The sequence below is a fragment of the Burkholderia sp. BCC1047 genome, assembly GCF_902833155.1.
GTDB classification, from domain to species: Bacteria; Pseudomonadota; Gammaproteobacteria; order Burkholderiales; family Burkholderiaceae; genus Burkholderia; species Burkholderia sola.
This window is the reverse complement of sequence record NZ_CADFEH010000020.1, coordinates 63,861-89,459: the sequence shown is the minus strand read 5'-3', so window position 1 is coordinate 89,459 and position 25,599 is coordinate 63,861. Positions and strand designations below refer to the sequence as shown.

The following is a 25,599-nucleotide window of genomic DNA, read 5'->3' as shown; positions in this document are numbered from 1 at the left end:
GTCAGACTCCTTGCGAAACGGTAGGCGAGGGCGCCTGAGCGCCCCGGCCGGTTCAATGCATCAATACATCGAGTGCTTGTTTTCTTCGAGCGTCTGGTGCGTGACCTTGCCGCGCATCACGCGATAGACCCAGCCCGTATAGATCAGCACGATCGGCAGAAACACGATCACCGCGAACAGCATCACCTGCAGCGTCATGTGGCTCGACGTCGAATCCCACACGGTCAGGCTGCTGCGCGGGTCGAGCGACGACGGCATGATGAACGGGAACATCGAGAAGCCTGCGGTCAGGATCACGCCGGCGATCATCAGGCCGGTGCAGAAGAACGCCGTCTTTTCCTGCTTCGAGCCGGCGAGCAGCAGCGCGAGCACGCCGCCCGCGATCCCGACGACGGGCGCGGCGATCATCCACGGATAGTCGCCGTAGTTCGCGAGCCACAGGCCCGCGCCGGCGGCGACGTCCTTGAGCAGCGGGTTCGCGACGGTGTCCGTCGGCGCGGCGTGGGTAATGTGGAAGCCGCCGATATACGAGGCCACCAGCACGCCGGCCAGCACGAACAGCACGACCGCGAGGAACGACGCGACACGCAGCGCGATCGACGCACGGCGCGCGATCACGCCGTCGGTCTTCATCTTGATGAACGCGGCGCCGTGCGCGACGAGCATCGTGAGGCTGACGAGCCCGCACAGCAGCGCGAACGGGTTCAGGAGCGCCCAGAAGCCGCCGTAGTAGGTCACGCGCAGGTCGCTGTCGAACTTGAACGGCACGCCCTGCAGCAGGTTGCCGAACGCGACGCCGAACACGAGCGCCGGCACGAAGCCGCCGGCGAACAGGCCCCAGTCCCAGCCCGCGCGCCAGCGCGGGTCCGGCCGCTTGCTGCGGTAGTCGAAGCCCACCGGCCGGAAGAACAGCGCGAACAGCACGAGCAGCATCGCGAAGTAGAAGCCGGAGAACGACGCCGCGTAGACGAGCGGCCAGGCCGCGAACATCGCGCCGCCGGCCGTGATCAGCCACACCTGGTTGCCTTCCCACGTCGCGCCGACCGTGTTGACGATGATGCGGCGCTCCTCGTCGGTCTTGCCGAGGAATGGCAGCAGCGCGGTCGCGCCCATGTCGAAGCCGTCGGTGACGGCGAAGCCGATCAGCAGCACGCCGACGAGCACCCACCAGATCAGCTTGAGAGTTGCATAGTCCATAGCGATTCCTTGTTCCGTTGCGAGTGCGTGCTCAGACGGCGGCCCGCTCGCCGGCAGCGACGAGTTCGTGGTGATAGCGGCCGGTATGCAGCGACGACGGGCCGAGGCGCGCGTACTTGAACATCAGCTTGATCTCGATGACGAACAGCGCGGTGTAGAACAGGATGAACCCGGCGAGACTCAGGTACAGGTCGCTCGGCTGCAGGCTCGACGCGGACAGGTGCGTCGGCAGCACGCCGGCGATCGTCCACGGCTGGCGGCCGAGCTCGGCGACGATCCAGCCGAATTCGATCGCGATCCACGGCAGCGGGATCGCCCACACCGCGTAGCGCAGGAACCAGCGGCGGTTGTCCTGCAGCAGCTGCCGCCGCGCGCAGAACCAGAACGCGGCAACGAACGTCGCGACGAACAGGAAGCCGAGGAACACCATGATCCGGAACGAGAAGAACACGGGCGCGACGGGCGGAATCGTCTTCTTCGCGGCGGCCTTGATCTGCTCGGGCGTCGCGTCGGTCACGTTCGGCGTGAACTGCTTGAGCATCAGCCCGTAGCCGAGATACTGCTTGTGCTGATCGAACAGCGCGCGGGTCGCGTCGCTCGTGTCGCCCTGCTTGAGCTTCTGCAGCGCGCCGTACGCGATCATCCCGCTCTGGATGTGCTCCTCGCTGTGCTTCGCGAGGTCGCGCAGGCCGATCACCGGTTCGTCGATCGAGCGCGTCGCGATCAGGCCGAGCGCGTACGGAATCTTGATCGCATAGTCGGTGCGCTGTTCCGCCTGGTTCGGAATGCCGATCAGCGTGAACGACGCGGGCGCCGGCTGGGTTTCCCATTCCGATTCGATCGCGGCGAGCTTCATCTTCTGCACTTCGCCCGTCGTGTAGCCCGATTCGTCGCCGAGCACGATCACGCACAGCGTCGCCGCGAGGCCGAAGCCGGCCGCGACCGCGAACGAGCGCAGCGCGAAGTCGACGTCGCGCTTCTTCAGCAGATACCACGACGACACGCCGAGCACGAACATCGCCGCCGACACGTAGCCGGCCGACACCGTGTGCACGAACTTCACCTGCGCGACCGGGTTGAACAGCACGTCGAACAGGCTCGTCATCTCCATGCGCATCGTCTGGTAGTTGAACTCGGCGCCGACCGGATTGTTCATCCAGCCGTTCGCGACGAGGATCCACAGCGCGGACAGGTTCGAGCCCAGCGCGACGAGGAACGTGACGATCAGGTGCTTGACCTTCGACAGGCGGTTCCAGCCGAAGAAGAACAGGCCGACGAACGTCGATTCGAGGAAGAACGCCATCAGGCCTTCGACCGCGAGCGGCACGCCGAAGATGTCGCCGACATAGTGCGAGTAGTAGGACCAGTTCGTGCCGAACTGGAATTCGAGCGTGATGCCGGTCGTCACGCCCATCGCGAAATTGATGCCGAACAGCTTGCCCCAGAACTGGGTCATGTCCTTGTAGACCTGTTTGCCGGTCATCACGTAGACGGCTTCCATGATGACGAGCAGCCAGGATAGGCCGAGCGTCAACGGCACGAACAGGAAGTGGTAGAGCGCCGTGATGCCGAACTGTAGACGTGACAGATCGACGACTTCACTACTTATCATGATGGTCTCTCTCGGTAGTTGCAGGCGCCGGCACCGAGAGCAGCTTCTCGGCCACGGCGGCAGGCGGCAACGACATGTGCTCGGCCTGCGGATGATTGAAGAATGCGTATTTGAGCGACATCAGGAGGATCAGCTTGACGATCAGCACCAGGGTGATGTCGCGGGCGAGGGTGGGACCGCGTGCCCATGCGGCGATGCGCGCACGCCAGCCGATCGTGCCGGCCGGCCGCGAAGGCGGCGCAGGCTCTTTATTGATCGAGATCAAGGCGATTATCCTGAATCGATTTACGTCGGATTGGGGGCGACTTTACGTCGGATTTATGACGGCCGTGAAGCTGTTTTAATCCTTTTGCGCCTGACATGCCAATTTTAAAAGGACTGCTTTCCGATGCCGAGTGCTGCGATGCGGCAGACCGTCGCGAAACAGGGGGTAAAAATTGAGATGGATCAAGGTTATGCGGAAGGGCGCCGCAAATGGCGTAATGCCTGATGAATCCGTTCAATTAATCGACGCAAAAACGGAGAGCGAAACGGCTGAAAAGCAGAGGAAAAGCAGCGGAAGCCGGACGAAAAAAAACCGCTGCCGGTCGGGCAGCGGTTTTCGACGAGGCGCTCTGGATCGTCGCGGATTTACGCGTATTCGGCGAGGGCGGTACGCATCTTTTTCATGGCGCTCGCCTCGATCTGGCGGATGCGTTCCGCCGACACGCCGAATTCGGCAGCGAGATCGTGCAGCGTCGAGCCGCCCGAGCCGTCGTCGTCGACCTGCAGCCAGCGCGCCTCGATGATGCGGCGGCTGCGCGCATCGAGCGCGTCGAGCGCCTGCGCGATGCCGTCCGTCTGCAGCATGTCGCGTTGGCGCGCGGCGAGCACGGCGGTCGGCTCGTTGTGCGAGTCGGCCAGGTAGGCGATCGGCGCGTACGATTCCTCGCCGTCTTCCATCTGGCCCTCGAGCGCGATGTCGCTGCCCGACAGGCGCGTTTCCATCTCGGTGACTTCTTCGCGCTTGACGTTGAGCTCCTGCGCGAGGCCGTCGATTTCCTCGGGCGTCATCGCCTGCATGCTCTTCTTGTGGCTGCGCAGGTTGAAGAACAGCTTGCGCTGCGCCTTCGTCGTCGCGACCTTCACCATGCGCCAGTTGCGCAGGATGTACTCGTGGATCTCGGCCTTGATCCAGTGAATCGCATACGACACCAGGCGCACGTTTTGCGACGGGTCGAATCGCTTCACCGCTTTCATCAGGCCGATGTTCCCTTCCTGGATCAGGTCGCCGTGCGGCAGGCCGTAGCCGAGATAGTTGCGCGCGATCGACACGACGAGACGCAGGTGCGACAGCACGAGGCGGCGCGCCGAGTCGAGGTCGTTGTTTTCGCGGAATTCGGTTGCATACCGGCGTTCCTCCTCGGCGGTCAGCAGCGGAATGCGGTTGACGGCCTGGATGTACGCGTCGATGTTGCCGAGCTGGCCCGGCAACATCGATTGGGCTGCGAGCGCCAGCGAGCCTGCCGATTCGGCCTTGGCCGGCGTCGGGCTCAGGGTGTTCGGAAGGGTCAGGGCGTGGCTCACTAAAAACTCCTTTGGAATCAGGGACAAACCGTTGGTCTCGGATGAGATTCCGGAGCCCATCTTAGCACTCCCACAATCCGAGTGCTAATTCCTTAGAGGCCACGGGGGCATCCAAGTTCCCGGTTTTCTATCGAGTCGTTGGAGTCGATAGTCTAATTTGCGACCGGGCCGGTGGTACGAAGTTCCGTAAGTGCTTGTTTCCGATAGTAATCAGTAGACGTTTTCGATTTTTGTAGTTTTGGAAGCAAACAATTTCGCTTCGCGATGCCGATTCGAAAAGTCCTTTACCATACCATTCAGTTCGCTCGGGCCGGCCGCTGCGGCAAGGCTCCATTCAACCCATAAAGTTGGAGTGTCAGATGAACAATAAGAAGAACCGCCGGCCCCGAAACCGGCTTGCGCTGCATGCGCTGCTGGCCGCGTCGCTGCTGGGCGGATCGGGCGCCGCGTTCGCGGACCGGTGGGGGATCCAGGCGGGCGGCGGATTTTCCGATCGCCACGGGATCGACAAGGCCGATCTCGGCGTGGTCTGGGATCCGGGCTGGAACTGGTGGGAAATCGGCGGCTGGCACTTCGCGTTCGTGATGGAAGGCCATGTCGGCTACTGGCACACCGGCGGCAACGTGCACGCCAACATCGGTGAATTCGGCGCGACGCCGATGTTCCGTTTCATCAAGAGCGCGGGCCAGGTTCGCCCGTTCGTGGAAGCCGGCGCCGGCATCCGGTTCCTCACGCATCCGACGATCTCGAACAATCTGTCGCTGTCGACATCGTTCCAGTTCGCGGACGTCGTCGGCGTCGGCGCGCAGTTCGGCGAACGGCAACAGTATCAGGTGGGTTACCGTTTCCAACATGTGTCTAACGCGGGTATCAAAGAGCCGAATCCTGGTATAAATTTCCACCAGTTCTACGTGCAGTACAACTTCTGATCCGCCCGCCGGCGCACGGCGGGCGCGTTGCCGAGGAGTCAGGCGATGGCGAAGGTGGTCGATGCGATTCGCGCGCTCGAGCGCGATCGGTTCCGGGCGATGGTCGACGGGGACGGCGAGGCGCTCGACGCGCAATTGTCGGACAAGGTGTTCTTCGTGCACACCAACGGCAAACGCGAAACCAAGCAGCAGTTCATCGACGCCATCGTCGCCGGCCGCCGCCGCTATCGTCAGATCGAGATCCAGTCGCAGGACCTGCTGCCCGTCGGCGATGCCACCTGCGTCGTGACCGGGCGCGCGTTGATCGAGATGGAAACGAACAATGGCGGCCTCGTGTTTCCGATCGCCTACACGGCCGTGCACACGCACGAGCACGGGCAGTGGCGGCTGCTTGCGTGGCAGGCGACGCGGTGCGCGACCGAGACATGAGCGCGGGTGGCGCCCCTTTTCATGCATCGACCGAAGCGGCCTTCCGAGCCGCTTTTTGCTGTCTCGTGCGGCGCGGATCGCGCGGCGCACGAGCGGTCACGCACCGCTCGCTGACGTTTCAACCCTGCCCTAGTCAGGCCGCCGCGCGGTGGTCCGCGCAGTGCCATGCCGAGCGGTTGATCGCGCTGACGACCGCATCGAGCGCCGCGACCGCCGCATCGGCGTGCACGCCGACCCCATGCCGCAGCGGCGCGTCGCCGACCCGGCAGCCGACCGATACCGCGATCCGGCCGTCCGCGGCGCGCACGTGTTCGCACGACGCGACGTCGATCGCCGCGCCGGCGGCCGCCGCCAATGCCGCGGCGAAATGTCGCGCGGCGGCGTCGGGCGTCGCATCGGCGGCGGGCGCCGCCGCGATCTCGCGGTTTTGCCAGCGCGCGCCGCTGTCGTGGCGCGCGGCCGGGCCGTCGGTCTCGAAGAATTCGCGCGCGAACAGCGCGCAAATCGCGTCGCCCGTCACTTCCTCGCCCGATGCGTCGGCGAGCGTCTGCACCGCGTGGCTGAATTCGATCTGGACGCGGCGCGTCGGCGTGAAGCCCATCCCGCGTTCGAGCAGGAACGTCGCGCCGCCCTTGCCGGACTGGCTGTTCACGCGGATCACCGCGTCATAGCTGCGGCCGAGATCCGCCGGGTCGATCGGCAGGTACGGCACTTCCCAGATCGCGTCGGGGCGTTGCTGCGCGAAGCCCTTGCGGATCGCGTCCTGGTGCGAGCCCGAGAACGCGGTGAACACGAGGTCGCCCGCGTACGGATGGCGCGGATGCACGGGAATCTGGTTGCAGCGCTCGACGACGCGGCGCACCGCGTCGATGTCGGAGAAGTCGAGGCCCGGGTCGATGCCTTGCGTGTAGAGGTTCAGCGCGAGCGTGACGAGATCGACGTTGCCGGTGCGCTCGCCGTTGCCGAACAGGCAGCCTTCGATGCGATCGGCGCCCGCGAGCAGCGCGAGTTCGGCCGCCGCGACCGCGGTGCCGCGATCGTTGTGCGGATGCACGGACAGCACGATGCTGTCGCGATACGCGAGGTTGCGGTCCATCCATTCGATCTGGTCGGCGAACACGTTCGGGGTCGCGGCTTCGACGGTGGCCGGCAGGTTGACGATCATCTTGTGGTCGCGGGTCGGGCGCCAGGTCTGCGCGACCGCGTCGCAGATCTCGCGCGCGAACGTCAGCTCGGTCATGCTGAAGGTTTCCGGCGAGTACTGGAAGGTCCAGTGCGTATCGGGGCGCGCGGCCGCGTGTGCCTTGATGATGCGCGTGCCGTCGATCGCGAGCGCCTTCACGTCGTCCTTCGACATCCCGAACACGATGCGGCGGAACGACGGGCAGACCGCGTTGTACAGGTGCACGATCGCGCGCGGCACGCCTTCGAGCGCATCGAACGTGCGCGCGATCAGGTCTTCGCGCGACTGCACGAGCACCTCGATCGTCACGTCGTCGGGAATCCGCTTGTCGTCGATCAGCTTGCGGACGAAATCGAAGTCGGTTTGCGACGCCGACGGAAAACCGACTTCGATCTCCTTGAAACCGATCGCGACCAGCATGTCGAAGAACTCGAGCTTCTGTTCGATGCTCATCGGCTCGATCAGCGACTGGTTGCCGTCGCGCAGGTCGGTGCTCATCCACACGGGCGCACGCTCGATGGTGCGGGCCGGCCAGCGGCGGCCATTGAGGCGGACGGGCTCGAACGGACGGTACTTGTCTTGCGGATTGCGCATCATCTTCTGGACCTCGGGTCTCAAGTCGCGAGCGAAGACGCGCGGCACGGGCGCCGGTTGGCGCTGCCTCGCATCCGGCGCGCGATGGCGCCGCGGATGCGGATGATCTTCGCGAATCGGCCGACGGATGGACGGACGAATGCTGACGACTTCGGGTTGTAAAAACTGCGAGAGGGGTACGGCGAGGAACTGCTGGGAGGACCGTGCGAACAGCACACGGCGCTACGACAGCCTTAGGCTAGTCGTAGCGATAGCGGCCGCGCTAGGCGGCCGGAGGTAATTCGGAGGGTGTTCGGAAAGGAACGCATGACGACCACTCTATGCCAGGATGCGCTCGCGTGTCAAATGTCGGGATAAAGGGGCAGGCCGCTGCCGCGCCGTCAGCGCGCGACGCGGACGATCTGCACGATCGTCGCGACCTGTCGCGCGACCGTGTCGGGCACCGGCACCTCACCGCGCAGCACCGCGTCCGTCCACGCGGCCGTGGTCGCCGCATCGCGCGACTCGGGCAGCGCGACGGGCGGCGCGTCGGTCGACGAACGCTCGGCGTCGATCAGCGTGTCGCACACGCCGTCGTGCAGCCAGTCGACCTGCACCTGGCGCCGCGTGTCGGCCACCGCTTCGCCTTCGGTGCCGCGCGCGAGCAGCGCGCCGCCCCGCGCCGCGTCCGGATGATCGCGGAACAGCTGCGCGAGGCTGTCGCGGTACGGCGGGTGCGTGTAGTTGACGAGCCGCAGCCCGGCCGGCGCGAACGGCTGCAGGATCTTCACGAGCGTATGCGTCGAGTTGCGCACGCCGAGCACGCCGCGCATCGACAGCAGGTGCGCGATGCGCGGCGCCAGCACGTCGATCGGCGCGAACGCGACGCGGCGCTCGGCGAGCGTGTCCTCGATCGCATCGTGCGACGTCGACGGCGCGAGCGACAGCGCCGAGAAGATCTCGGCGCTCGTCACGCGGCCCGGATCGCGCTCCACCCCGTGCACCAGCACCGGCACGCCTTCGCGCGCGAGCAGCAGCGCGAGCAGCGGCACGAGATTCGGCTGCTTGCGCGCGCCGTTGTAGCTCGGGATCGACACCGGGCGGAACGCGGCGTCCTGTACGTGCACGGGCTCGAACGACGCTTGCGCGGCGGCGAGCATCGCGGCCAGTTCGTCGGCGGATTCGCCCTTCAGTCGATAGGCGATCAGGATCGCGCCGAGTTCGACGTCCGACACGCGCGCATCGAGCATCGCGCGATAAAGCTCGAACGTGTCTTCGGCGGACAGGGCGCGCGCGCCGTTGGGGCCGCGGCCGATTTCCTTGATGAAGCGGGCGCAAGGGAACGGAGCGGCGGCGGGATCGTGGGAAGCGGTCATCGGAACGTGGGGCGGGCGGCCGGCATCGGGCCGCGCGGTGAGCGGTGAGGAATGCCCCGAGTATCGCACGGGCGCGGCCGCGCACCGTGCCGCGCTACACTCTGGTTCCCGGCGGCGTACGCACCCGCTGCGCCGCGCCCGTGCCGCCGCCGGCCGAATACGACCAAAAGAGAGACATCCCATGAAGCTCTACAGCTATTTCCGCAGTTCCGCGTCGTACCGCGTGCGGATCGCCCTGAACCTGAAGCGGCTGCCGTTCGACTATGCGCCCGTGCACATGCTGCGCGACGGCGGCGAGCAACTGAAGGACGCATACCGCGCGCTGAATCCGGATGGGGTCGTGCCGACGCTGGTCGATGGCGACGCGACGCTGCAGCAGTCGCTCGCGATCATCGAATATCTCGACGAAACCCATCCCGAGCCGGCGTTGCTGCCAAAGCAGCCGGTCGATCGCGCGTACGTGCGGTCGGTCGCGCTGCAGATCGCGTGCGAAATCCACCCGCTCAACAACCTGCGCGTGCTGAAGTACCTGAAGCACACGCTGAATGTGCCCGAAGACGCAAAGAACGCGTGGTACCGGCACTGGATCGAGGCGGGCTTCGACACGCTCGAGGCGCGTCTCGCGAACGATCCGCGCACCGGCAAGCTGTGCTTCGGCGACACGCCGACGCTTGCCGACGTGTGCCTCGTGCCGCAGGTGTTCAACGCGAACCGCTTCTCGATCGACACGACGCGTTTCCCGACGATCCAGCGGATCGCCGACCATGCGGCGACGATCGATGCGTTCAAGGCCGCCGAGCCGGGCGTGCAGCCCGACGCCGAATAAGCGCCGAACGAGCGCGGCGGCCCCGTGGCGAGCAGGATCGGCCGCGCATGAAAAAGGGCGCCCGAAGGCGCCCCGTGCGATGCGAGCCGGCGGCGTTCAGCCGAGCAGCGCGTCCGCGAATTCCACCGCGCTGAACGGCTGCAGGTCCTCGACCTTCTCGCCGACGCCGATGAAGTAGACGGGCACCGGCCGTTGCCGCGCGATCGCGGCGAGAATCCCGCCCTTCGCGGTGCCGTCGAGCTTCGTGACGATCAGGCCGGTCAGGCCCAGCGCGTCGTCGAATGCCTTCACCTGCGTGAGCGCGTTCTGGCCGGTGTTCGCGTCGATCACCAGCAGCACCTCGTGCGGCGCGCCGTCGTGCGCCTTCGCGATCACGCGCTTCACCTTCTTCAGCTCTTCCATCAGGTGCAGCTGCGTCGGCAGGCGGCCGGCCGTGTCGGCCATCATCACGTCGATCTTGCGCGCGCGCGCGGCGCTGACCGCGTCGAAGATCACCGCGGCCGGATCGCCGCTTTCCTGCTGCACGACCGTCACGTTGTTGCGCTCGCCCCAGACCGCCAGCTGCTCGCGCGCGGCCGCGCGGAACGTGTCGCCGGCGGCCAGCAGCACCGACTGGTCGAAGCTCTGCAGATGCTTCGCGAGCTTGCCGATGCTGGTCGTCTTGCCCGCGCCGTTCACGCCGGCGATCATCATCACGAGCGGCTGCGCGCGGCCGAGCATCAGCGATTTCTCGAGCGGCGTCAGCAGTTCGACGAGCAGGTCGTGCAGCGCATCCTTCACCTGCTGCGGATCGGTCAGCCGGCCCGCGCGCACCTTCTCGCGCAGCGCGTCGAGCAGGTACTCGGTCGCGTCGACGCCCGCGTCGGACATCAGCAGCGCGGTTTCGAGCTCCTCGTACAGGTCCTCGTCGATCTTCGTGTTGACGAAGACGCCGGTGATGCTCGAGCCCGTCTTCGCGAGCCCCGTTTTCAGGCGCGCGAGCCACGACTTCTTCGCGGACGCGTCCTGCAGCGGCGGCGGGACGATCTCGACCGTCTCGACCACTTCGTCGCGGCCGTCGTTGGTCGGCGTGACCGTCACCACGACGGCCGGCGCGGCCGCTTGCGCGCTTGCCTGCGGCACGTCGGCCGCGGGCGGCGCCTCCGGCGCGGGCGCGTCGGCGTCGGACGCTTCGTCCGCTTGCTGCACGTCGGCCGATTGCGATTCCGCCGGATCGGGCTCCTGCGTTTTCTTGAATCGTTTGAAGAAACTGAACATGGTCTGGCGTCGGGAAGAGGGCGGGCCGCCGCCGAGGGCGGGGCGCCGGACGGGCCGTTCTGCGCTCGCGCGGGCGCGGCGCTCGGTGGCCGAAACCGTGCATTTTATCAGTGCGGCGCGGCGCTCGCGTCAGTGCGCGTCGCCGCTGTGGTAACGTGCGCCTGTTTGGCGGCGCCCCTCGCGCGCGCCCGGTCCCTCCGTTGTCGATATCCCGTATGTCCCGTTCCTCTTCCGGCCGCCCCGCGGCCCCTTCCAGTCGCGGCAAGCCGCACACGGTCCGCATCATCGGCGGCGACTGGAAACGCACGCCGCTCGCGGTGCTCGATCTCGACGGCCTGCGCCCGACGCCCGATCGCGTACGCGAGACGCTGTTCAACTGGCTCGGCCAGGATCTCGACGGTTGGCGCTGCCTCGACCTGTTCGCGGGCACCGGCGCGCTCGGCTTCGAGGCCGCATCGCGCGGCGCGGCGAGCGTCGTGATGGTCGAGCGCCATCCGCGCGCCGCGCAGCAGCTGCGTGCGATCAAGGACAAGCTCGGCGCCCGTTCGGTCGAGATCGCCGAAGCCGATGCGCTGCGACTTGCGGCCGGGCTCACGCCGGGCGCGTTCGACGTGGTGTTCCTCGATCCGCCGTTCGACGACCTGGCCGTGCTCGAGCGCGCGATCGCGCTGTCCGCGCCGCTCGTCGCGGCAGACGGCGCGCTGTACGTCGAAACGGGGGCGGAACTCGACCCGGCCGCGCACGACGCGCTCGCGGGCTGGCAGGTGGTGAAGCACGGCAAGGCCGGTGCGGTTCACTATCATTTGCTGCGCCGCGAAAATGATGAATAATGCGCGTTCCATACGAGGCGGCGCGCCGCAAAGGCGACGCATGCCCATCTCGGCAGCGGCGCGTGCATCGCACGGCTGCCATCCCGTTTGCGTGATGACAGGAGGAGCGACATGGTAGTCGCCGTGTATCCCGGTACGTTCGATCCGCTGACGCGTGGGCACGAAGACCTCGTGCGGCGTGCGTCGAGCATTTTTGATACGCTGGTGGTGGGCGTTGCCGACAGCCGCGCGAAGAAGCCGTTTTTCTCGCTCGAAGAACGTCTGACGATTGCGAACGAGGTGCTCGGCCATTATCCGAACGTGAAGGTGATGAGCTTCACCGGCCTCCTGAAGGATTTCGTCCGCATCAACAACGCGCGCGTAATCGTGCGCGGGCTGCGCGCCGTGTCCGATTTCGAATACGAGTTCCAGATGGCGGGGATGAACCGCTATCTGCTGCCCGACGTCGAGACGATGTTCATGACGCCGTCCGATCAGTACCAGTTCATCTCGGGGACGATCGTGCGCGAAATCGCGCAATTGGGCGGCGATGTCAGCAAATTCGTGTTTCCGTCCGTCGAGAAGTGGCTGACCGAGAAAGTCACGGCGATGGGAGGCCCTGCCGCGTGATGCGGCGCCGGCCGGTTTCGTTGCGAAGCCGGCCGCCGGCCTGAAGAAGTGAGATCAGTATGGCTTTGATGATTACCGACGAGTGCATCAATTGCGACGTGTGCGAGCCCGAGTGCCCGAACGGCGCGATTTCGATGGGCCCGGATATCTACGTGATCGACGCGAACAAGTGCACCGAGTGCGTCGGCCATTTCGACGAACCGCAGTGCCAGCAGGTGTGTCCGGTCGAATGCATTCCGCGCGATCCGCAGCATGACGAATCGCACGCGCAATTGATGGAGAAGTACCACGCGTTGATCGCCGTGAAGGGCGACGACGCATCGTGACCCTGCGCTGACGCGCGCGCTTCGATCGACGGGCGCGCGCGCCGCGCTTGCTTTCGGATCGGTGCCGCCCGGCGCCGGTTCTTCCGTGTCAGCCCAGCAGCTCGCGCAGCGCCGCGACGAGCGCATCGCATTCGGCATCGGTGCCGACGGTGATGCGCAGATGCTGGTCGATCCGCGGCAGCCGGAAGTGCCGCACGAAAATTTCCCGTTCCTTCAGCTTCGCCGCGATCCTGCCCGCATCGTGCGCGGGATGGCGTGCGAACACGAAATTCGCGGCCGACGGCACGATCCCGAAGCCGAGTGCGTCGAGCGCATGCGTGAGCCGCGTCCGGCTGTCGATCACGCGCCGGCAGGTCGCGTTGAAATAATCGGTGTCTTCATACGCGGCCTGCGCGGCGACCTGCGCGAGCCGGTCGAGCGGGTACGAGTTGAAGCTGTCCTTCACGCGGTTCAGCGCATCGATCAGCGCCGCATCGCCGAACGCGAAGCCGACGCGCATGCCCGCGAGCGAGCGCGCCTTCGACGTCGTATGCACGACGAGCAGGTTCGGGTGGCGGTCGATCAGCGTAATCGCCGACTGCGCGCCGAAATCGACGTACGCTTCGTCGATCACGACGACCGACGACGGGTTCGCGGCCGCGATCCGCTCGACGTCCGCGAGCGGCAGCGCGCGCCCGGTCGGCGCATTCGGGTTCGGAAACAGCACGCCGCCGGCGTCGTCGAGATAGTCGTCGACGCGGATCGAGAAATCGTCCGCGAGCGGCACGACCGTGGTTTCGACGCCGTACAGGCGCGCGTAGGTCGGATAGAAGCTGTACGTGATGTCGGGAAAGCGCAGCGGCCGGTCGTGCTTGAGCAGCGCCTGGAACGCGTGCGCGAGCACCTCGTCGGAGCCGTTGCCGACGAACACCTGGTCGGGCTGGATGCGGTGATGGGCCGCGACCGTCTCGCGCAGCGCGCGTGCGACCGGGTCGGGATAGCGGCGCAGCGTGTCGCCGGTGTCGCCGAGTTCGCGTGCGATCGCCGCGACGACGCGCGGCGACGGCGGATAGGGATTCTCGTTGGTGTTCAGCTTGACGGGGTGCGCGAGCGCGGGCTGTTCGCCCGGCACGTAAGGCACGAGTTGCTGAACGACGTCGCTCCAGTAACGGCTCACCGCTTGGCTCCTGTCGGGCAAAACGTCCAGATTACCGCATGTGCGCGTCGCGGTGGGGCAGGCGAGGCCGCCGGATGGCGTCGGACGGCCGATGCACCGGGCCGGTGCGCGGTGCGGTCAGTTGCGATGCAGCTGCATCGTCGCGCGATCGAGTTCGCCCTTGACGACCATCGGCATCACGGCGAGCGCGCGTTCGATCGATGCGTCGATCACGTCCTGCTCGTCGCGGCGCGGCGGTTTCAGCACGAAGTTCGCGACGTCGGGCTTCGCGCCGGCGCGCGCGCTTTCCGGAATCAGGTCGCGCGGATGGCCGATGCCGATCCGCAGCCGCCAGTATTGCTGCGACGACAGGTGCGCGGTGATGTCCTTCAGGCCGTTGTGGCCGCCGCTGCCGCCGCCGAGCTTCAGCTTCACGGTGCCGGGCGGCAGGTCGAGCTCGTCGTGCGCGACGAGGATCTGGTCGGGCAGGATCTTGAAGAATTGCGCGAGCGCGACGACCGACTGGCCCGAGCGGTTCATGTAGGTCTGCGGCTCGAGCAGATGGACTTCCTCGCCGTGCAGGCGCGCTTTCGCGTAGAAGCCGTGGAAGCGGCGCTCGTCGCGCAGCGTCGTGCCGGCTTCGCGGGCGAGCTGGTCGATCAGCCAGAAACCGGCGTTGTGGCGCGTCGCGGTGTATTCCGCCCCGGGATTGCCGAGGCCGACGATCAGTTTGATCATGACGTTTCGAAGGCGGCGGCGGCCGCCTGGGCGCAGAAAAAGAAAAACCCGCCGGGCAAGCCGCGGCGGGTTGCGTCGACCGTTTCGAGAAACGGATCGATGGGGCGTGCAGGCAGCCGCTTAGGCAGCCGGCGTTTCGCCTTCTGCTGCGTCCGACACGGCACCCGCCGGGACCGTCGCCGAAGCGATGACCGGGTTTTCCGCGTCGACGTGCGCGACCAGCGCGACGCCCTTCGGCAGCGCGATGTCCTTCGCGTGCAGCGATTGACCGGCTTCGATCTTCGACAGGTCGACTTCGAGGAACTCCGGCAGGTCGGCCGGCAGGCACTCGATTTCGATTTCCGTCGCGACGTGCGAAACGATCGCGCTCGACAGCTTCACGGCCGGGCTGACTTCTGCGTTCAGGAAGTGCAGCGGTGCCTTCGTGTGCAGCTTCTTCTTCGCGTCGACGCGTTGGAAGTCCACGTGCAGCACGAGTTGCTTGAACGGGTGGTATTGCACGTCGCGCAGCAGAACCTGTTGCGACTGGCCAGCGACTTCCAGGTCGAGGATCGACGAGTGGAAGGCTTCCTTCTTCAGTGCATGCCACAGCGCGTTGTGATCCAGTTCGATCTTTTGCGGGGCGGCTTCGCCACCGTAGACGATACCCGTGGTCTTACCGGCGTTGCGCAGGCGGCGGCTCGCACCCGTACCTTGCTGTTGGCGCTCGAAAGCGACGACTTTCATGTGATTCTCCATGTGCTGCCCGCGACCAGGCAGTAAAACGGGGCCATCAAGCGGCCCCCGATGAAACGGCCGGGGTTTCGTCTATCCCGTCCGATTGTGCAAAAAGCGAAGCGTTGCCGCTTCGCTTTCCGCGCATGCTTTGTTCCGTCGATTCGCGATCAGGATTCCGCGAACAGCGACATCACCGAATCGCCGCGGCGAATCCGCGAGAACGTCTCGGCCAGCAGGCTCGCGCTCGTCAGCGAGCGGATCTTCGAGCATGCCAGCGATTCGGCCGACAGCGGAATCGTATCGGTGACGACCAGCTCGTCGAGTGCCGATGCGGCGATGCGATCTGCGGCGCCGCCCGACAGCACCGGATGCGTCGCGTAGGCAAAAACCTGCTTCGCGCCGCGATCCTTCAGCACTTGTGCGGCCTTGCACAGCGTGCCGGCCGTATCGACCATGTCGTCCATGATCACGCAGGTGCGGCCTTCGACTTCACCGATGATGTTCATCACTTCGGCGACGTTCGCCTTCGGACGACGCTTGTCGATGATCGCGAGATCGCAGTTCAGCTGCTTCGCGAGTGCCCGGGCACGCACCACGCCGCCGACGTCCGGCGACACGACGAGCAGATCCGAGTAGTTCTGCTTGCGCAGGTCGCCCAGCAGGATCGGCGTCGCGTAGATGTTGTCGACCGGGATGTCGAAGAAGCCCTGAATCTGGTCGGCGTGCAGATCCATCGTGATGATCCGCTCGACGCCGGCGATTTCCAGCATGTTCGCGACGATCTTCGCCGAGATCGCGACGCGCGCCGAACGCGGGCGGCGATCCTGACGGGCATAGCCGAAGTAGGGGATGGCAGCGGTGATCCGGCCGGCGGATGCGCGCTTGAGCGCATCGACCATGATCATCAGTTCCATCAGATTGTCGTTCGCCGGTGCGCACGTGGATTGCAGGACGAAGACGTCCTTGCCGCGCACGTTTTCCTGGATCTCGACCTGGATCTCGCCGTCGGAGAAACGGCTGACCATCGCTTTGCCGAGGGGAATACCAAGGATACTGACGACTTCCTGGGCGAGCGCGGGATTCGCGTTGCCAGTAAAGACCATCAGGCCATCATGGCTGTGGCTGCTCATCGTGCACCTGCTTCAGGCTTGGGCGGGAAATGCGGGAAAATTTTTGGCAGGGGAGGAAGGACTCGAACCCTCGCATGCCGGAATCAAAATCCGGTGCCTTGACCAACTTGGCGACTCCCCTACACTTAACTGATAACTTCACCGAACTTGTGTAGGCCGTTCGGCAAAGTAAAACTTCATGACGCGAAAGCGAAGAGCGGATGCTCGTTCAGACTCTCGGCAACTGCGCCGTTCCAACTGGCGGGCAGCCTGGCTTTCGCCGCTTCTGCCTCGTGCTTGCTGTGAAACGCTGCAAACACGCTTGCTCCGGAGCCGGTCATCCTCGCGGGGGTCACATCATACAACCATTTGACCACCTGCGCAACTTCCGCGTACTTCCTTGTTACAACTTCCTGCATATCGTTCCGGCCGAAGCTATCTGGCCATTCCGCATCGCTGGTTTGCTGTGCAAGAAAGTCAGCAATTGTGACGGGCTTCGTATCTCTTGTCAACAACTCATCTGAAAATATTTCAGCGGTCGGGACATGAACGCGTGGCGTCACAACCAAGAACCAGCGAGTCGGCAATTGTACCTCAGCTAATTCTTCTCCGATACCCTCTGCGAACGCATTTTTTCCGAAAATAAAAAACGGGACGTCGGCGCCGAGTTTGACCGCGAGCGACTGGAGTTCGGCGCGCGGCACATCGAGTTGCCACAGGCGGTTCAGCGCGAGCAGCGTCGTCGCCGCGTCGGAGCTGCCGCCGCCGAGGCCGGCGCCCATCGGCAGGATCTTGTCGATCTCGATGTCGACGCCGTGCGCGGTGCCCGTATGCGCTTTCAGCAGGTTCGCCGCGCGCACGACGAGATCGCTTTCCTCGGGCACGCCGGGCACGTCGGTGACGCGTGCGACGCGGCCGTCGTCGCGCCGCGTGAAGTGCAGCGTATCGCCCCAGTTCAGCAGCTGGAATACGCTCTGCAGATCGTGATAGCCGTTCGGACGACGGCCGGTAATGTGCAGGAACAGGTTGAGTTTCGCGGGCGCCAGGCAGTTGCGCAGCGAGCGGGTCGAATCGGTCATGCGGGTATCGGGGCTAGGCGCGCGTGCTCACTGATCGAGCACGAGCTTGATGTCGAGCGGCGGCGTCGCGCGCACGAGGTTGACGCGTTTGACGCCCGTGGCCGGGGCATCCGCGTAGGCAAGGTAGTCGATCGTCCAGCCTTCCTGGCGCAACTGCTTGATGCGCGTGCCGTCGGCCGGGTCGCGCACGGTTTCCGCGGGCGTCGCGGGTGCGGCGGTCGGCAGCAGCCAGTAGCGCAGGCCCGCGAGCGGCAGCTCGAAGCCGAGCGTTTTCTGCATCAGGTCGCCGACGTCGGGCGCATATTGGGTCGGGCGGTTCGGCAATTCGAGCGACGCCGCGCGCGGGGACGATTTCACGACCGCGAGCGTCTGGCCGAGCGGGCTGCGCAGCTCGAGCGACACGTCGTCGCCGTGCTCCTGCCAGTCGAAGTTGCCGTACACGTTCTGCGGGTTGCCGAGACGATCGTCGTACCGCACCGCGAAGCGGCCATGGTACGCATGCGTCGCCGCCGTCTGCAGCGCGGCGCCCGTCGGCGCGTGGGCCGCCGGCGGCGTGCTCGCGCAGCCGGCGAGCGCAAGCGCCGCGCCGGCCGCGGCCAGCGTGCGCTGCGCGCGGGAGAACCGGGAAAACATCGGGAACATCCGCATCAGAGGCCGTTGATCTGCAGGCGTTTGAGCGTCTGCACGAGCGTTTCGTTGTCGGGCTCGAGCTTCTGCGCGGCACGCAACGCGTTGCGCGCGTCGTCCTGCGCGCCGCTCTTCCACAGCACTTCGCCGAGATGCGCGCCGATTTCCGCGTTCGGCTGCAGTTCGTAGGCACGCTGCAGCACCTTCGTCGCGCCGGCCGTGTCGCCCATCCGGTACTTCACCCAGCCGAGGCTGTCCATGATGTACGCGTCGTTCGGCGCGAGGGCCATCGCCTTGTCGATCAGCTTGCTCGCCTCGGGCAGGCGCTGGTTGCGGTCGGCGAGCGAATAGCCGAGCGCGTTGTAGGCCTGCGGGTTGTCGGGCTGCGTACGGATCAGCTCGCGCAACTGCTTTTCCATCGTCGCGTAGTGGCCGGTCTTTTCGGCCGCCATCGCGTAGTCGTAGCGCAGGTCGGGATCGTCCGGGAAGTCCTGGACCGCTTGCCCGAGCCGCGCTTCCGCTTCCGGATAGCGCTTCGCGGTGAACAGGATCGACGCATCGGTGCGCGCGACCACGGCCGCGTCGCGCGGATCCGAGATCGGCAGGTTGTCGAGCACCTTGCGCGCCTCGTCGGTCTTGCCCTGTTTCTGCAGCAGTTGCGCACGCGTGATCTGCGCGGGCAGGTAGTGCTGGCTCGTCTGGTCGACCTTGTCGAGCCATTGCGACGCCTGCGCGTCGTTGTTCTGGTCGATCGCGATCTGCGCGAGGTAGATGTAGCCCTGGCCGACGTCGAGGTTCGGCTGCTTGTCGCCGAGCTGCACGTACTGCTTCAGGTAGCCGGTCGCCTCGTCGAGTTTCTTCTGCTGGATCTTGATCAGCGCGAGCGCCATCAGCGGCGTCGGATCCTTCGCGTCGAGCTTGCGCATCGTCTCGAACTGCTTCTGCGCGTCGTCGAGGCGATCGTCGGCGAGATAGAGCTGCGACAGCGCGAGCCGCGCGTCGCGCGACTTCGGATTCTGCTGAACATACTTCTCGAACGACGCGATGCCCGCCGCGCGCTCCGCCGGCCCCATCTGCGACAGCATCAGCGCCGCCGGCAGGTAGTCGGGGCGGATCTGCAGCGCCTGCTTCAGCGATTGCGCGGCGCCGTCCTTGTCGTCGACCGCGAGCTGCTGCCGCGCGATCGCGAGCTGCGCCTCGGGGCGATTCATGTCGTTCTTCAGCATGTCCTTCAGCACCGCGAGGCCGCCGACGCGGTCGGGGCCGCGCACGAGCAGCGCCTGCAGCGCGAGGATCGCCGGGCCGCGCGTGTCGCCGGTCGCGCGGGCCAGCTCGCGCGCGAGCATCGGCTGCGCGTCGGCCGGCTTGCCGGCGAGCACCAGCAGCGCGGCGTCGACCTGCGACGCGCGGTTCGAATCCGGTGCGTACTGCCGCCACAGGTTCGCGGCGGACAGCGCGTCGGCCGGGCTCTGCGCGCCGAGTGCGATTTCGGTCGCGCGCTGCGCCATGCGCGGATCGCGCGTGTCGCGGGCAAGCGCGAGGTAGGTCTGGTACGCCGGTGCCGGCTGGTTGCGCTGGAGCGCGACCTCGGCCGCGAGCACCTGATAGACGATCTGGCTCGTCAGCGGGACGCCGGGGAGATTCTTCTGCTCGTCCGGCATCACATGCTCGAACGCACCCTGCGGCTCCGCGTCGTCCGATGCCGGAGCCTGCGCGTGGGCCGGAAAGGCGGTGAGGGTCCAGGCGGCAAACAGCGCGGCACCGAGTGCACGGCGGACCGGGAAGGCGCGCGCGCCGCGCACGGCGGCGGGGCGCTTCTGAAGCAGCTTCGAGGGCAGAGTCATGGAAATCCGTTCGATGTTTCAACCGATTGTAACGCGCTCGCTACAATACACGCACGATCGTGATAGGGTCCGCTTGCCTGCGGAATCCCCATGCGAATGCCCGAAATCGCCCGCCTCGCGGGCTGCCAGGCCGGCGATTTCGGGCATTCCCGTGTTTAATTCGGAGTCGCCGCGAGAACGGCCGTTCTCGCGGCGGCGCATGCGCGTTCCCCATGTAAGCAGACCGTAGCCTCAGACCCGCAAAACATGCCAGAGTTGCCAGAAGTCGAAGTCACGCGCCGGGGCATCGAGCCCTTTGTCGCGGGCCGCCGCGTCGAGCGTGTCGACGTCCGTACCGCGATGCTGCGCTGGCCCGTGCCGGCGGGGCTCGCCGAGCAGTTGCGCGCGCGCGAGGTGCTCGCCGTCGAGCGCCGCGGCAAGTACCTGCTGTTCGAAGTCGATGCGGGCTGGTTCATCGTCCATCTCGGGATGACGGGCACGCTGCGCGTGCTGCCCGCGGCCGGCGTGCCGGTCGCCGCGAAGCACGATCACATCGACTGGATCTTCGACGAATTCGTGCTGCGGTTTCGCGATCCGCGCCGCTTCGGCGCCGTGCTGTGGCACCCGCGCGAAGCCGGCGACGTGCATGCGCATCCGCTGCTCGCGAGCCTCGGCGTCGAGCCGTTCTCGCCGGCGTTCACCGGCGCGCTGCTGCATGCGCGCACGCGCGGCCGCACGGTGTCGGTCAAGCAGGCGCTGCTCGCGGGCGACATGGTCGTCGGCGTCGGCAACATCTATGCGTCGGAGAGCCTGTTTCGCGCCGGCATCCGGCCGACGACGGCCGCCGGCAAGGTGTCGCTGCCGCGCTACGAGCGGCTGGCCGATGCGGTGCGCGCGACGCTCGCCGACGCGATCGAGCGCGGCGGCAGCACGTTGCGCGATTTCGTCGGCAGCAACGGCGAAAGCGGCTACTTCCAGCTCGACTGCTTCGTCTACGATCGCGCCGGCCAGCCGTGCCGCGTCTGCGGCACATCGATCCGCCAGATCGTGCAGGGCCAGCGGTCGACCTATTTCTGCCCGACGTGCCAGCGTTGAAACCCTTTTCCACGATCAGACAACTTGAAGCCGCCCCGCATCGCCCCCGCTCCGTTCCCCGTCACGCCGCTGCACCGCACGTTCGCCACGCGTCTCGTCGCGTGGCAGCGCGAGCATGGCCGCCATGACCTGCCCTGGCAGAACACCCGCGATCCGTACCGGATCTGGCTGTCGGAAATCATGCTGCAGCAGACGCAGGTGTCGACCGTCATCCCGTATTACACGCGTTTTCTCGACCGCTACCCCGACGTCGCCGCGCTCGCGGCCGCGCCGACCGACGACGTGATGGCGCTGTGGGCGGGGCTCGGCTACTACTCGCGCGCGCGCAACCTGCACCGCTGCGCGCAGGTCGTCGTCGCCGAGCACGGCGGCGCGTTTCCGGCGACGCCCGACGCATTGGCCGAACTGCCTGGGATCGGCCGCTCGACGGCCGCCGCGATCGCGTCGTTTGCATACGGCGCGCGCGCGACGATCCTCGACGGCAACGTGAAGCGCGTGCTCGCGCGGGTCTTCGGCGTCGAGGGCTTTCCGGGCGAGAAGCGTGTCGAGAACGACATGTGGGCGCTCGCCGAATCGCTGCTGCCCGATGCCGCGAATGCGGCCGACGTGAGCGCGTACACGCAGGGGCTGATGGATCTGGGCGCGACGCTGTGCGTGCGCGGCAAGCCCGACTGCGCGCGCTGCCCATTCGCGGGCGACTGCGTTGCGCAATCGACCGGCCGCCAGCGCGAACTGCCGGCCGCGCGGCCGAAGAAGGCCGTGCCGACGCGCAAGACGTGGATGCTCGTGCTGCGCGACGGCGACGCCGTGCTGCTCGAGCGACGGCCGCCGACCGGCATCTGGGGCGGCCTGTGGAGCCTGCCGCAAGCGGACGGCGATGCCGCGCTCGCGGATCTCGCGCGCGGCTTCGGCGGTGGCGGCACGGTGCCGCTCGCGCCGCTCACGCATACGTTCACGCATTTCCGGCTCGAGATCGAGCCGCGGCTGAGCGATCTGGCGGACGGCGGCGGCCTGCCGTCGCAGGCGCGGGACGCGGACACAGCGTGGGTGCCGCTGAGCCGGCTCGACGCGTACGGCGTGCCGGCGCCCGTGCGCAAGTTGCTCGATGCGCTGAGCGGGCCGCTGCTGTAACGAACGGGGAAGGGCGCGGCGCGGGCCGCGTTCGGGAGGGCGCGGCGTTGCCGCGCGCAGGAAAGACCTTCGGGGGGCGCGACGCGCGATGCGCGACGGACCGGACGCGGTCGCTACAGCCAGCCGTGCCGGTCGAGCACGTGGTGCACGGCGTCGATGCGCGCGCCGACGTCCGGAAACTCCATCAGCTTCTGCCGCGCGCGCAGGTCGAGCGGCAGCAGCTCCGCGAGGCGATTCGCTACCCAGCTCGGATCGTCGAGGCGGAACGGTTCGCCGAACGGCATTTTCTGCGGATCGGATTTCTTCAGCGCGTCGATGATGCGCTCGAGCACCTCGGCGCACGAGCCGAACTGCGCGAGCGCCTGTTCGCCTTCGAGCGGGATGTCGTCGGGCAGCGGCTCCGCGATGCCGACCAGCAGCCCGTTGCCTTCGACGCGATACGACAGCAGCTCGAAACGCTGCGTGCCGACCGCCTGCAGATACAGCATCCCGAATTCGCCGGTATCGCACTCGGTGATGCGCGCCATGCAGCCGATGGTCTCGGGCACCGACACCGCGCCGTCCTGCGCGACTTCGGGCCCGCTCTTGAGCAGGCACACGCCGAACGGTGCGTCGTCGCGCAGGCACGCGCGCGACATGTCGAGATAGCGCGCCTCGAACACCTTGAGCGGGAGCAGCCCTCCGGGAAACAGCACCGTGTGCAGCGGAAACAGCGGCAGGTCGATCAGGGTGGTCGATAGGGAGGACATGGCGCGCGGGCGTGGGGGCGGGTGTCGCTAGGGTCGGTCGACCTCGGAGACGAGCCGCGACGACGCGTCGACATCCACTGGCGCGTCACGATGCCGCACGATCACGTTCGCGTCGCGCGCGAGGCGCGCGGCGAGCGTTTCCGCGATGAACACCGAGCGATGCTGGCCGCCCGTGCAGCCGATGGCGACGGTCAGATAGCTGCGGTTGTCGTCGCGGAAGTGCGGCAGCCATTTCATCAGGAACGCATGGATGTCGTCGATCATCTGGTGGACGATCGGCAGTGCGTCGAGAAAGGCGATGACCGGCTGGTCGAGCCCGGTGAGCGGGCGCAGCTCGTGGTCGTAGTACGGGTTCGGCAGCGCGCGCACGTCGAACATCAGGTCGGCGTCGAGCGGCACGCCGCGCTTGAAGCCGAACGATTCGAACATCACCATCAGGTCGTTGTTCTTCTGCTCGATGAAGCGCTTGACCCAGGTGCGCAGCGCGTTCGCGCGCAGCGTGCTGGTGTCGATCTGATGGCCGAATTCGGCGAGCGGTGCGACGAGCTCGCGCTCGCGCTCGATCGCTTCCTCGAGCGACGACAGCAGGCCGACGTCCGCATCGTGCGACCGCGAGCCGGACAGCGGATGGCGGCGGCGCGTTTCGGAGAAGCGCTGGATCAGCGCCTGGGTGCTCGCGTTGAGGAACAGCACGCGCACGTCGTGCTCGCGGGACAGCTCGCGGATCAGGCCGGGCATTTCGTCGAGCGACGCGCTCGAGCGCGCGTCGATCGCGACCGCGAGCCGGCGCTGGCCGTCCTGCGCGAGGTAGCGGGCGAGTTCGGGAAGCACGTGCGGCGGCAGGTTGTCGACGCAGTAATAGCCTGCGTCTTCGAGCGCGTTCAGCGCGACGGACTTGCCTGAGCCGGAGATGCCGGTGATGAGGACGATGCGCATGGGAACAGAGAATCCTGACGTTTCATCATAGCACCGGCTCGACGCGTCGGCGTTGCGCGGCCGGCGCGTGCGGGTTACACCAGTTTGCCGGGGAACTGACTGTCGGGGTCCTGCATCGCGAGTCGTTGCCGATCCATGAAATCGCGCAACGTGTCGATTCCGCGCAACTGCAGGATCGTGTTCCGGACGGCCGCCTCGACGAGCACCGCGAGGTTGCGGCCGGCCGCGACCTGGATCGTGACCTTGCTGATCGGCAAGCCGAGCACGTCGACGGTCTGGCTTTCGAGCGGCAGGCGCTGGAATTCGCCGTCGGGGCGCCGCACGAGCTGGACGATCAGCTTCAGCTTCATTTTCCGCCGTACCGCGGTTTCGCCGAAGATCGTCTTGATGTCGAGCAGGCCGAGGCCGCGCACTTCGAGCAGGTTCTGCAGCAGCGGCGGGCAGCGCCCTTCGACGAAATCGGGGCCAAGACGGACGAAATCGACCGCGTCGTCGGCGACGAGGCCATGGCCGCGGCTGATCAGCTCGAGGCCGAGCTCGCTCTTGCCGAGACCCGAATCGCCGGTCAGCAGCACGCCCATCCCGAGGATGTCGAGGAACACGCCGTGCAGCGTCGCGCGCGGCGCGAGGATGCGCGACATGTAAAGCCGCAGGCTGTCGATCACCGCGGCGGCCGACATCGGCGTCGTGAACAGCGGCGTGGACGAGCGCGTGCAGCGCAGCACCAGTTCGGGCGGCGCCGCGGCGCCGCCGGCGACGACGAGGAACGGCGGTTCGAGTGCGATCAGCTCGGCCATGTGGCGCGAGCGGTCTTCGTCGGTCTGGCGCTGGTAGTAGTCGATCTCGGCTTCGCCGAGCACCTGGATCCGGTTCGGGTGGATCAGGTTCAGGTGGCCGACGAGGTCGGCGCTGGACGTCGCGTTGCCGACCGTGTCGGCCGAAAAGCCGCGTTCCCAGCCTTCATGCCCCGTCAGCCAGCTCAGTTTCAGCGTCGCTGCGTTGTCGTCGAAGATGCTCTGGGCGTTGATGCTGGACGTATCCATGACTCTCGTCACTCCAATGGGCCGGTGCGGGCGCGCGGCGACGGACGTCGCCATGCCGGGCCGGCGCCGGGCGGCCCTGGACGGCGGCGCGTGCCGCCTCGTACGGGGAAATATTCCGCCCGGAACAACTCAAGGTTGCCACTGAGTGAGCAGGCGATGCAACTCGGCGATATCCGTTTCGTTGTGCAGACGCTCGCGCGCGTCGCGATCGGACAGCAGTTGCGCGATTTCCGACAGGATCTCGAGGTGCTGCTGGGTGGCTTGCTCGGGGACGAGCAGGAAGATCAGGAGGCCGACAGGCTGGCCGTCGGGCGCTTCGAACGGGATCGCATCGGCGAGGCGGACGAACGCGGCGAGCGGATGCTTGAGGCCCTTGATGCGGCCGTGCGGAATCGCGACACCTTCGCCGAGCCCGGTCGAACCGAGGCGCTCGCGCGCGAACAGGTTGTCCGTGACGGTGCTGCGACCGATGCCGTTCTGATTCTCGAACATCAGCCCGGCTTGTTCGAAGACGCGTTTCTTGCTGGTGACCGAGAGGTCGATGACGACGTTCTCTATGGGCAGGATTTTGGCTAGGCGATTCATGTTGGCAGGCGATTGGGCGGCCTGGGGTCTCCTTGCGGCGGCGGACTGATTTTCCATGTTCGGCGATATCAAGGCATGTGGCATGGCAACCTGCAACGCCGCTACCGCATCCAACACCC

General features: G+C 66.6%; 26 protein-coding genes and 1 tRNA gene. 8 read left to right on the top strand and 19 right to left on the bottom strand.

Going from position 1 to position 25,599, the window contains the following annotated elements; translation table 11 throughout:
- Positions 1–60: 60 nt before the first annotated feature.
- From cydB to rpoH, 4 genes are all read right to left on the bottom strand, one after another.
- On the bottom strand, positions 61–1,197 hold the full coding sequence (gene cydB / locus HWX55_RS20905) for a cytochrome d ubiquinol oxidase subunit II (RefSeq protein WP_050014841.1): 1,137 nt from the start codon (positions 1,195–1,197) through the stop codon (positions 61–63).
- A 31-nt stretch (positions 1,198–1,228) separates the two neighbouring features.
- Positions 1,229–2,809 carry a cytochrome ubiquinol oxidase subunit I gene (locus tag HWX55_RS20900; protein ID WP_089488835.1) on the bottom strand — a complete coding sequence of 527 codons (1,581 nt, stop codon included), beginning with the start codon at positions 2,807–2,809 and terminating at the stop codon, positions 1,229–1,231.
- Positions 2,799–3,080 carry a cytochrome oxidase putative small subunit CydP gene (cydP, locus tag HWX55_RS20895; protein ID WP_175977155.1) on the bottom strand — a complete coding sequence of 94 codons (282 nt, stop codon included), beginning with the start codon at positions 3,078–3,080 and terminating at the stop codon, positions 2,799–2,801. Before cydP ends, HWX55_RS20900 begins: the two co-directional genes overlap by 11 nt.
- 359 nt (positions 3,081–3,439) lie before the next feature.
- Entirely contained in the window at positions 3,440–4,375 is a 936-nt protein-coding gene (rpoH, locus tag HWX55_RS20890; protein ID WP_175977127.1) for an RNA polymerase sigma factor RpoH, read from the bottom strand.
- A gap of 359 nt (positions 4,376–4,734) precedes the next feature.
- On the opposite strand from rpoH, the gene HWX55_RS20885 reads away from it, so the two are divergent.
- On the top strand, positions 4,735–5,304 hold the full coding sequence (locus HWX55_RS20885; protein WP_050014846.1) for an acyloxyacyl hydrolase: 570 nt from the start codon (positions 4,735–4,737) through the stop codon (positions 5,302–5,304).
- A 45-nt stretch (positions 5,305–5,349) separates the two neighbouring features.
- Positions 5,350–5,733: a nuclear transport factor 2 family protein gene (locus tag HWX55_RS20880; RefSeq protein ID WP_011886076.1), complete on the top strand. Its 384-nt coding sequence runs from the start codon at positions 5,350–5,352 to the stop codon at positions 5,731–5,733.
- Positions 5,734–5,866: 133 nt separating this feature from the next.
- Here HWX55_RS20880 and leuA read toward each other — a convergent pair whose 3' ends face one another.
- Both leuA and ybiB read right to left on the bottom strand, forming a co-directional pair.
- Entirely contained in the window at positions 5,867–7,513 is a 1,647-nt protein-coding gene (leuA, locus tag HWX55_RS20875; RefSeq protein WP_175977154.1) for a 2-isopropylmalate synthase, read from the bottom strand.
- 377 nt (positions 7,514–7,890) lie between these two features.
- Positions 7,891–8,865: a DNA-binding protein YbiB gene (gene ybiB / locus HWX55_RS20870; protein ID WP_124593415.1), complete on the bottom strand. Its 975-nt coding sequence runs from the start codon at positions 8,863–8,865 to the stop codon at positions 7,891–7,893.
- Positions 8,866–9,046: 181 nt separating this feature from the next.
- On the opposite strand from ybiB, the gene maiA reads away from it, so the two are divergent.
- Positions 9,047–9,691 (top strand): maleylacetoacetate isomerase, encoded by a 645-nt coding sequence (gene maiA, locus HWX55_RS20865; RefSeq protein ID WP_175977126.1) that lies wholly within the window; start codon positions 9,047–9,049, stop codon positions 9,689–9,691.
- A gap of 96 nt (positions 9,692–9,787) precedes the next feature.
- On the opposite strand, the gene ftsY is transcribed toward maiA, so the two are convergent.
- Entirely contained in the window at positions 9,788–10,948 is a 1,161-nt protein-coding gene (gene ftsY / locus HWX55_RS20860; protein ID WP_175977125.1) for a signal recognition particle-docking protein FtsY, read from the bottom strand.
- 215 nt (positions 10,949–11,163) lie between these two features.
- On the opposite strand from ftsY, the gene rsmD reads away from it, so the two are divergent.
- The 3 genes from rsmD (at position 11,164) to HWX55_RS20845 (ending at position 12,713) form a co-directional block, all read left to right on the top strand.
- Positions 11,164–11,778: a 16S rRNA (guanine(966)-N(2))-methyltransferase RsmD gene (gene rsmD / locus HWX55_RS20855; RefSeq protein WP_175977124.1), complete on the top strand. Its 615-nt coding sequence runs from the start codon at positions 11,164–11,166 to the stop codon at positions 11,776–11,778.
- 111 nt (positions 11,779–11,889) lie between these two features.
- On the top strand, positions 11,890–12,387 hold the full coding sequence (gene coaD / locus HWX55_RS20850) for a pantetheine-phosphate adenylyltransferase (RefSeq protein WP_044847476.1): 498 nt from the start codon (positions 11,890–11,892) through the stop codon (positions 12,385–12,387).
- 59 nt (positions 12,388–12,446) lie between these two features.
- Positions 12,447–12,713 (top strand): YfhL family 4Fe-4S dicluster ferredoxin, encoded by a 267-nt coding sequence (locus HWX55_RS20845; protein ID WP_175977123.1) that lies wholly within the window; start codon positions 12,447–12,449, stop codon positions 12,711–12,713.
- A gap of 88 nt (positions 12,714–12,801) precedes the next feature.
- Here HWX55_RS20845 and hisC read toward each other — a convergent pair whose 3' ends face one another.
- The 8 genes from hisC to HWX55_RS20805 all read right to left on the bottom strand — a co-directional run bounded on the left by hisC (position 12,802) and on the right by HWX55_RS20805 (position 19,962).
- Positions 12,802–13,869, bottom strand: coding sequence for a histidinol-phosphate transaminase (gene hisC, locus HWX55_RS20840; protein WP_175977122.1), 1,068 nt, complete (start codon positions 13,867–13,869; stop codon positions 12,802–12,804).
- Between the two features lie 117 nt (positions 13,870–13,986).
- Positions 13,987–14,586, bottom strand: coding sequence for an aminoacyl-tRNA hydrolase (gene pth / locus HWX55_RS20835; RefSeq protein ID WP_050014859.1), 600 nt, complete (start codon positions 14,584–14,586; stop codon positions 13,987–13,989).
- Positions 14,587–14,706: 120 nt separating this feature from the next.
- Positions 14,707–15,312, bottom strand: coding sequence for a 50S ribosomal protein L25/general stress protein Ctc (locus HWX55_RS20830; RefSeq protein ID WP_011546248.1), 606 nt, complete (start codon positions 15,310–15,312; stop codon positions 14,707–14,709).
- A 158-nt stretch (positions 15,313–15,470) separates the two neighbouring features.
- Entirely contained in the window at positions 15,471–16,433 is a 963-nt protein-coding gene (locus HWX55_RS20825) for a ribose-phosphate pyrophosphokinase (protein WP_050014861.1), read from the bottom strand.
- A 44-nt stretch (positions 16,434–16,477) separates the two neighbouring features.
- Positions 16,478–16,554, bottom strand: a tRNA-Gln gene (locus tag HWX55_RS20820).
- Between the two features lie 55 nt (positions 16,555–16,609).
- Positions 16,610–17,491, bottom strand: a complete 882-nt coding sequence (ispE, locus tag HWX55_RS20815; RefSeq protein WP_175977121.1) for a 4-(cytidine 5'-diphospho)-2-C-methyl-D-erythritol kinase — start codon at positions 17,489–17,491, stop codon at positions 16,610–16,612.
- Positions 17,492–17,518: 27 nt separating this feature from the next.
- Positions 17,519–18,139, bottom strand: a complete 621-nt coding sequence (lolB, locus tag HWX55_RS20810) for a lipoprotein insertase outer membrane protein LolB (RefSeq protein WP_175977120.1) — start codon at positions 18,137–18,139, stop codon at positions 17,519–17,521.
- Complete coding sequence (locus tag HWX55_RS20805) at positions 18,139–19,962, bottom strand: tetratricopeptide repeat protein (protein ID WP_175977119.1); 1,824 nt, start codon at positions 19,960–19,962, stop codon at positions 18,139–18,141. Before HWX55_RS20805 ends, lolB begins: the two co-directional genes overlap by 1 nt.
- Positions 19,963–20,208: 246 nt before the next feature.
- On the opposite strand from HWX55_RS20805, the gene mutM reads away from it, so the two are divergent.
- Positions 20,209–21,036 carry a bifunctional DNA-formamidopyrimidine glycosylase/DNA-(apurinic or apyrimidinic site) lyase gene (gene mutM, locus HWX55_RS20800; RefSeq protein ID WP_050014869.1) on the top strand — a complete coding sequence of 276 codons (828 nt, stop codon included), beginning with the start codon at positions 20,209–20,211 and terminating at the stop codon, positions 21,034–21,036.
- Positions 21,037–21,060: 24 nt separating this feature from the next.
- On the top strand, positions 21,061–22,167 hold the full coding sequence (gene mutY / locus HWX55_RS20795) for an A/G-specific adenine glycosylase (protein WP_050014871.1): 1,107 nt from the start codon (positions 21,061–21,063) through the stop codon (positions 22,165–22,167).
- Between the two features lie 113 nt (positions 22,168–22,280).
- On the opposite strand, the gene HWX55_RS20790 is transcribed toward mutY, so the two are convergent.
- From HWX55_RS20790 to HWX55_RS20775, 4 genes are all read right to left on the bottom strand, one after another.
- Positions 22,281–22,916, bottom strand: a complete 636-nt coding sequence (locus HWX55_RS20790; RefSeq protein ID WP_050014873.1) for an LON peptidase substrate-binding domain-containing protein — start codon at positions 22,914–22,916, stop codon at positions 22,281–22,283.
- A gap of 27 nt (positions 22,917–22,943) precedes the next feature.
- Complete coding sequence (gene rapZ, locus HWX55_RS20785) at positions 22,944–23,852, bottom strand: RNase adapter RapZ (RefSeq protein WP_050014875.1); 909 nt, start codon at positions 23,850–23,852, stop codon at positions 22,944–22,946.
- Between the two features lie 74 nt (positions 23,853–23,926).
- A complete protein-coding gene (gene hprK, locus HWX55_RS20780) occupies positions 23,927–24,895 on the bottom strand; it encodes an HPr(Ser) kinase/phosphatase (RefSeq protein ID WP_006483133.1) in 969 nt (322 codons plus the stop codon).
- Between the two features lie 129 nt (positions 24,896–25,024).
- Positions 25,025–25,564: a PTS sugar transporter subunit IIA gene (locus HWX55_RS20775; protein WP_011546240.1), complete on the bottom strand. Its 540-nt coding sequence runs from the start codon at positions 25,562–25,564 to the stop codon at positions 25,025–25,027.
- Positions 25,565–25,599 lie beyond the last annotated feature (35 nt).

Coding starts and splice junctions, on each gene's coding strand:
- HWX55_RS20775 (WP_011546240.1), bottom strand. CDS start 25,564: ATGCCACATGCCTTGATATCGCCGAACATGGAAAATCAGTCCGCCGCC.
- HWX55_RS20790 (WP_050014873.1), bottom strand. CDS start 22,916: ATGTCCTCCCTATCGACCACCCTGATCGACCTGCCGCTGTTTCCGCTG.
- coaD (WP_044847476.1), top strand. CDS start 11,890: ATGGTAGTCGCCGTGTATCCCGGTACGTTCGATCCGCTGACGCGTGGG.
- lolB (WP_175977120.1), bottom strand. CDS start 18,139: ATGCGGATGTTCCCGATGTTTTCCCGGTTCTCCCGCGCGCAGCGCACG.
- cydB (WP_050014841.1), bottom strand. CDS start 1,197: ATGGACTATGCAACTCTCAAGCTGATCTGGTGGGTGCTCGTCGGCGTG.
- pth (WP_050014859.1), bottom strand. CDS start 14,586: ATGATCAAACTGATCGTCGGCCTCGGCAATCCCGGGGCGGAATACACC.
- HWX55_RS20825 (WP_050014861.1), bottom strand. CDS start 16,433: ATGAGCAGCCACAGCCATGATGGCCTGATGGTCTTTACTGGCAACGCG.
- HWX55_RS20880 (WP_011886076.1), top strand. CDS start 5,350: ATGGCGAAGGTGGTCGATGCGATTCGCGCGCTCGAGCGCGATCGGTTC.
- HWX55_RS20845 (WP_175977123.1), top strand. CDS start 12,447: ATGGCTTTGATGATTACCGACGAGTGCATCAATTGCGACGTGTGCGAG.
- HWX55_RS20885 (WP_050014846.1), top strand. CDS start 4,735: ATGAACAATAAGAAGAACCGCCGGCCCCGAAACCGGCTTGCGCTGCAT.
- leuA (WP_175977154.1), bottom strand. CDS start 7,513: ATGATGCGCAATCCGCAAGACAAGTACCGTCCGTTCGAGCCCGTCCGC.
- ftsY (WP_175977125.1), bottom strand. CDS start 10,948: ATGTTCAGTTTCTTCAAACGATTCAAGAAAACGCAGGAGCCCGATCCG.
- mutM (WP_050014869.1), top strand. CDS start 20,209: ATGCCAGAGTTGCCAGAAGTCGAAGTCACGCGCCGGGGCATCGAGCCC.
- maiA (WP_175977126.1), top strand. CDS start 9,047: ATGAAGCTCTACAGCTATTTCCGCAGTTCCGCGTCGTACCGCGTGCGG.
- ispE (WP_175977121.1), bottom strand. CDS start 17,491: ATGACCGATTCGACCCGCTCGCTGCGCAACTGCCTGGCGCCCGCGAAA.
- HWX55_RS20805 (WP_175977119.1), bottom strand. CDS start 19,962: ATGACTCTGCCCTCGAAGCTGCTTCAGAAGCGCCCCGCCGCCGTGCGC.
- HWX55_RS20900 (WP_089488835.1), bottom strand. CDS start 2,809: ATGATAAGTAGTGAAGTCGTCGATCTGTCACGTCTACAGTTCGGCATC.
- rsmD (WP_175977124.1), top strand. CDS start 11,164: ATGTCCCGTTCCTCTTCCGGCCGCCCCGCGGCCCCTTCCAGTCGCGGC.
- hprK (WP_006483133.1), bottom strand. CDS start 24,895: ATGGATACGTCCAGCATCAACGCCCAGAGCATCTTCGACGACAACGCA.
- ybiB (WP_124593415.1), bottom strand. CDS start 8,865: ATGACCGCTTCCCACGATCCCGCCGCCGCTCCGTTCCCTTGCGCCCGC.
- HWX55_RS20830 (WP_011546248.1), bottom strand. CDS start 15,312: ATGAAAGTCGTCGCTTTCGAGCGCCAACAGCAAGGTACGGGTGCGAGC.
- rapZ (WP_050014875.1), bottom strand. CDS start 23,852: ATGCGCATCGTCCTCATCACCGGCATCTCCGGCTCAGGCAAGTCCGTC.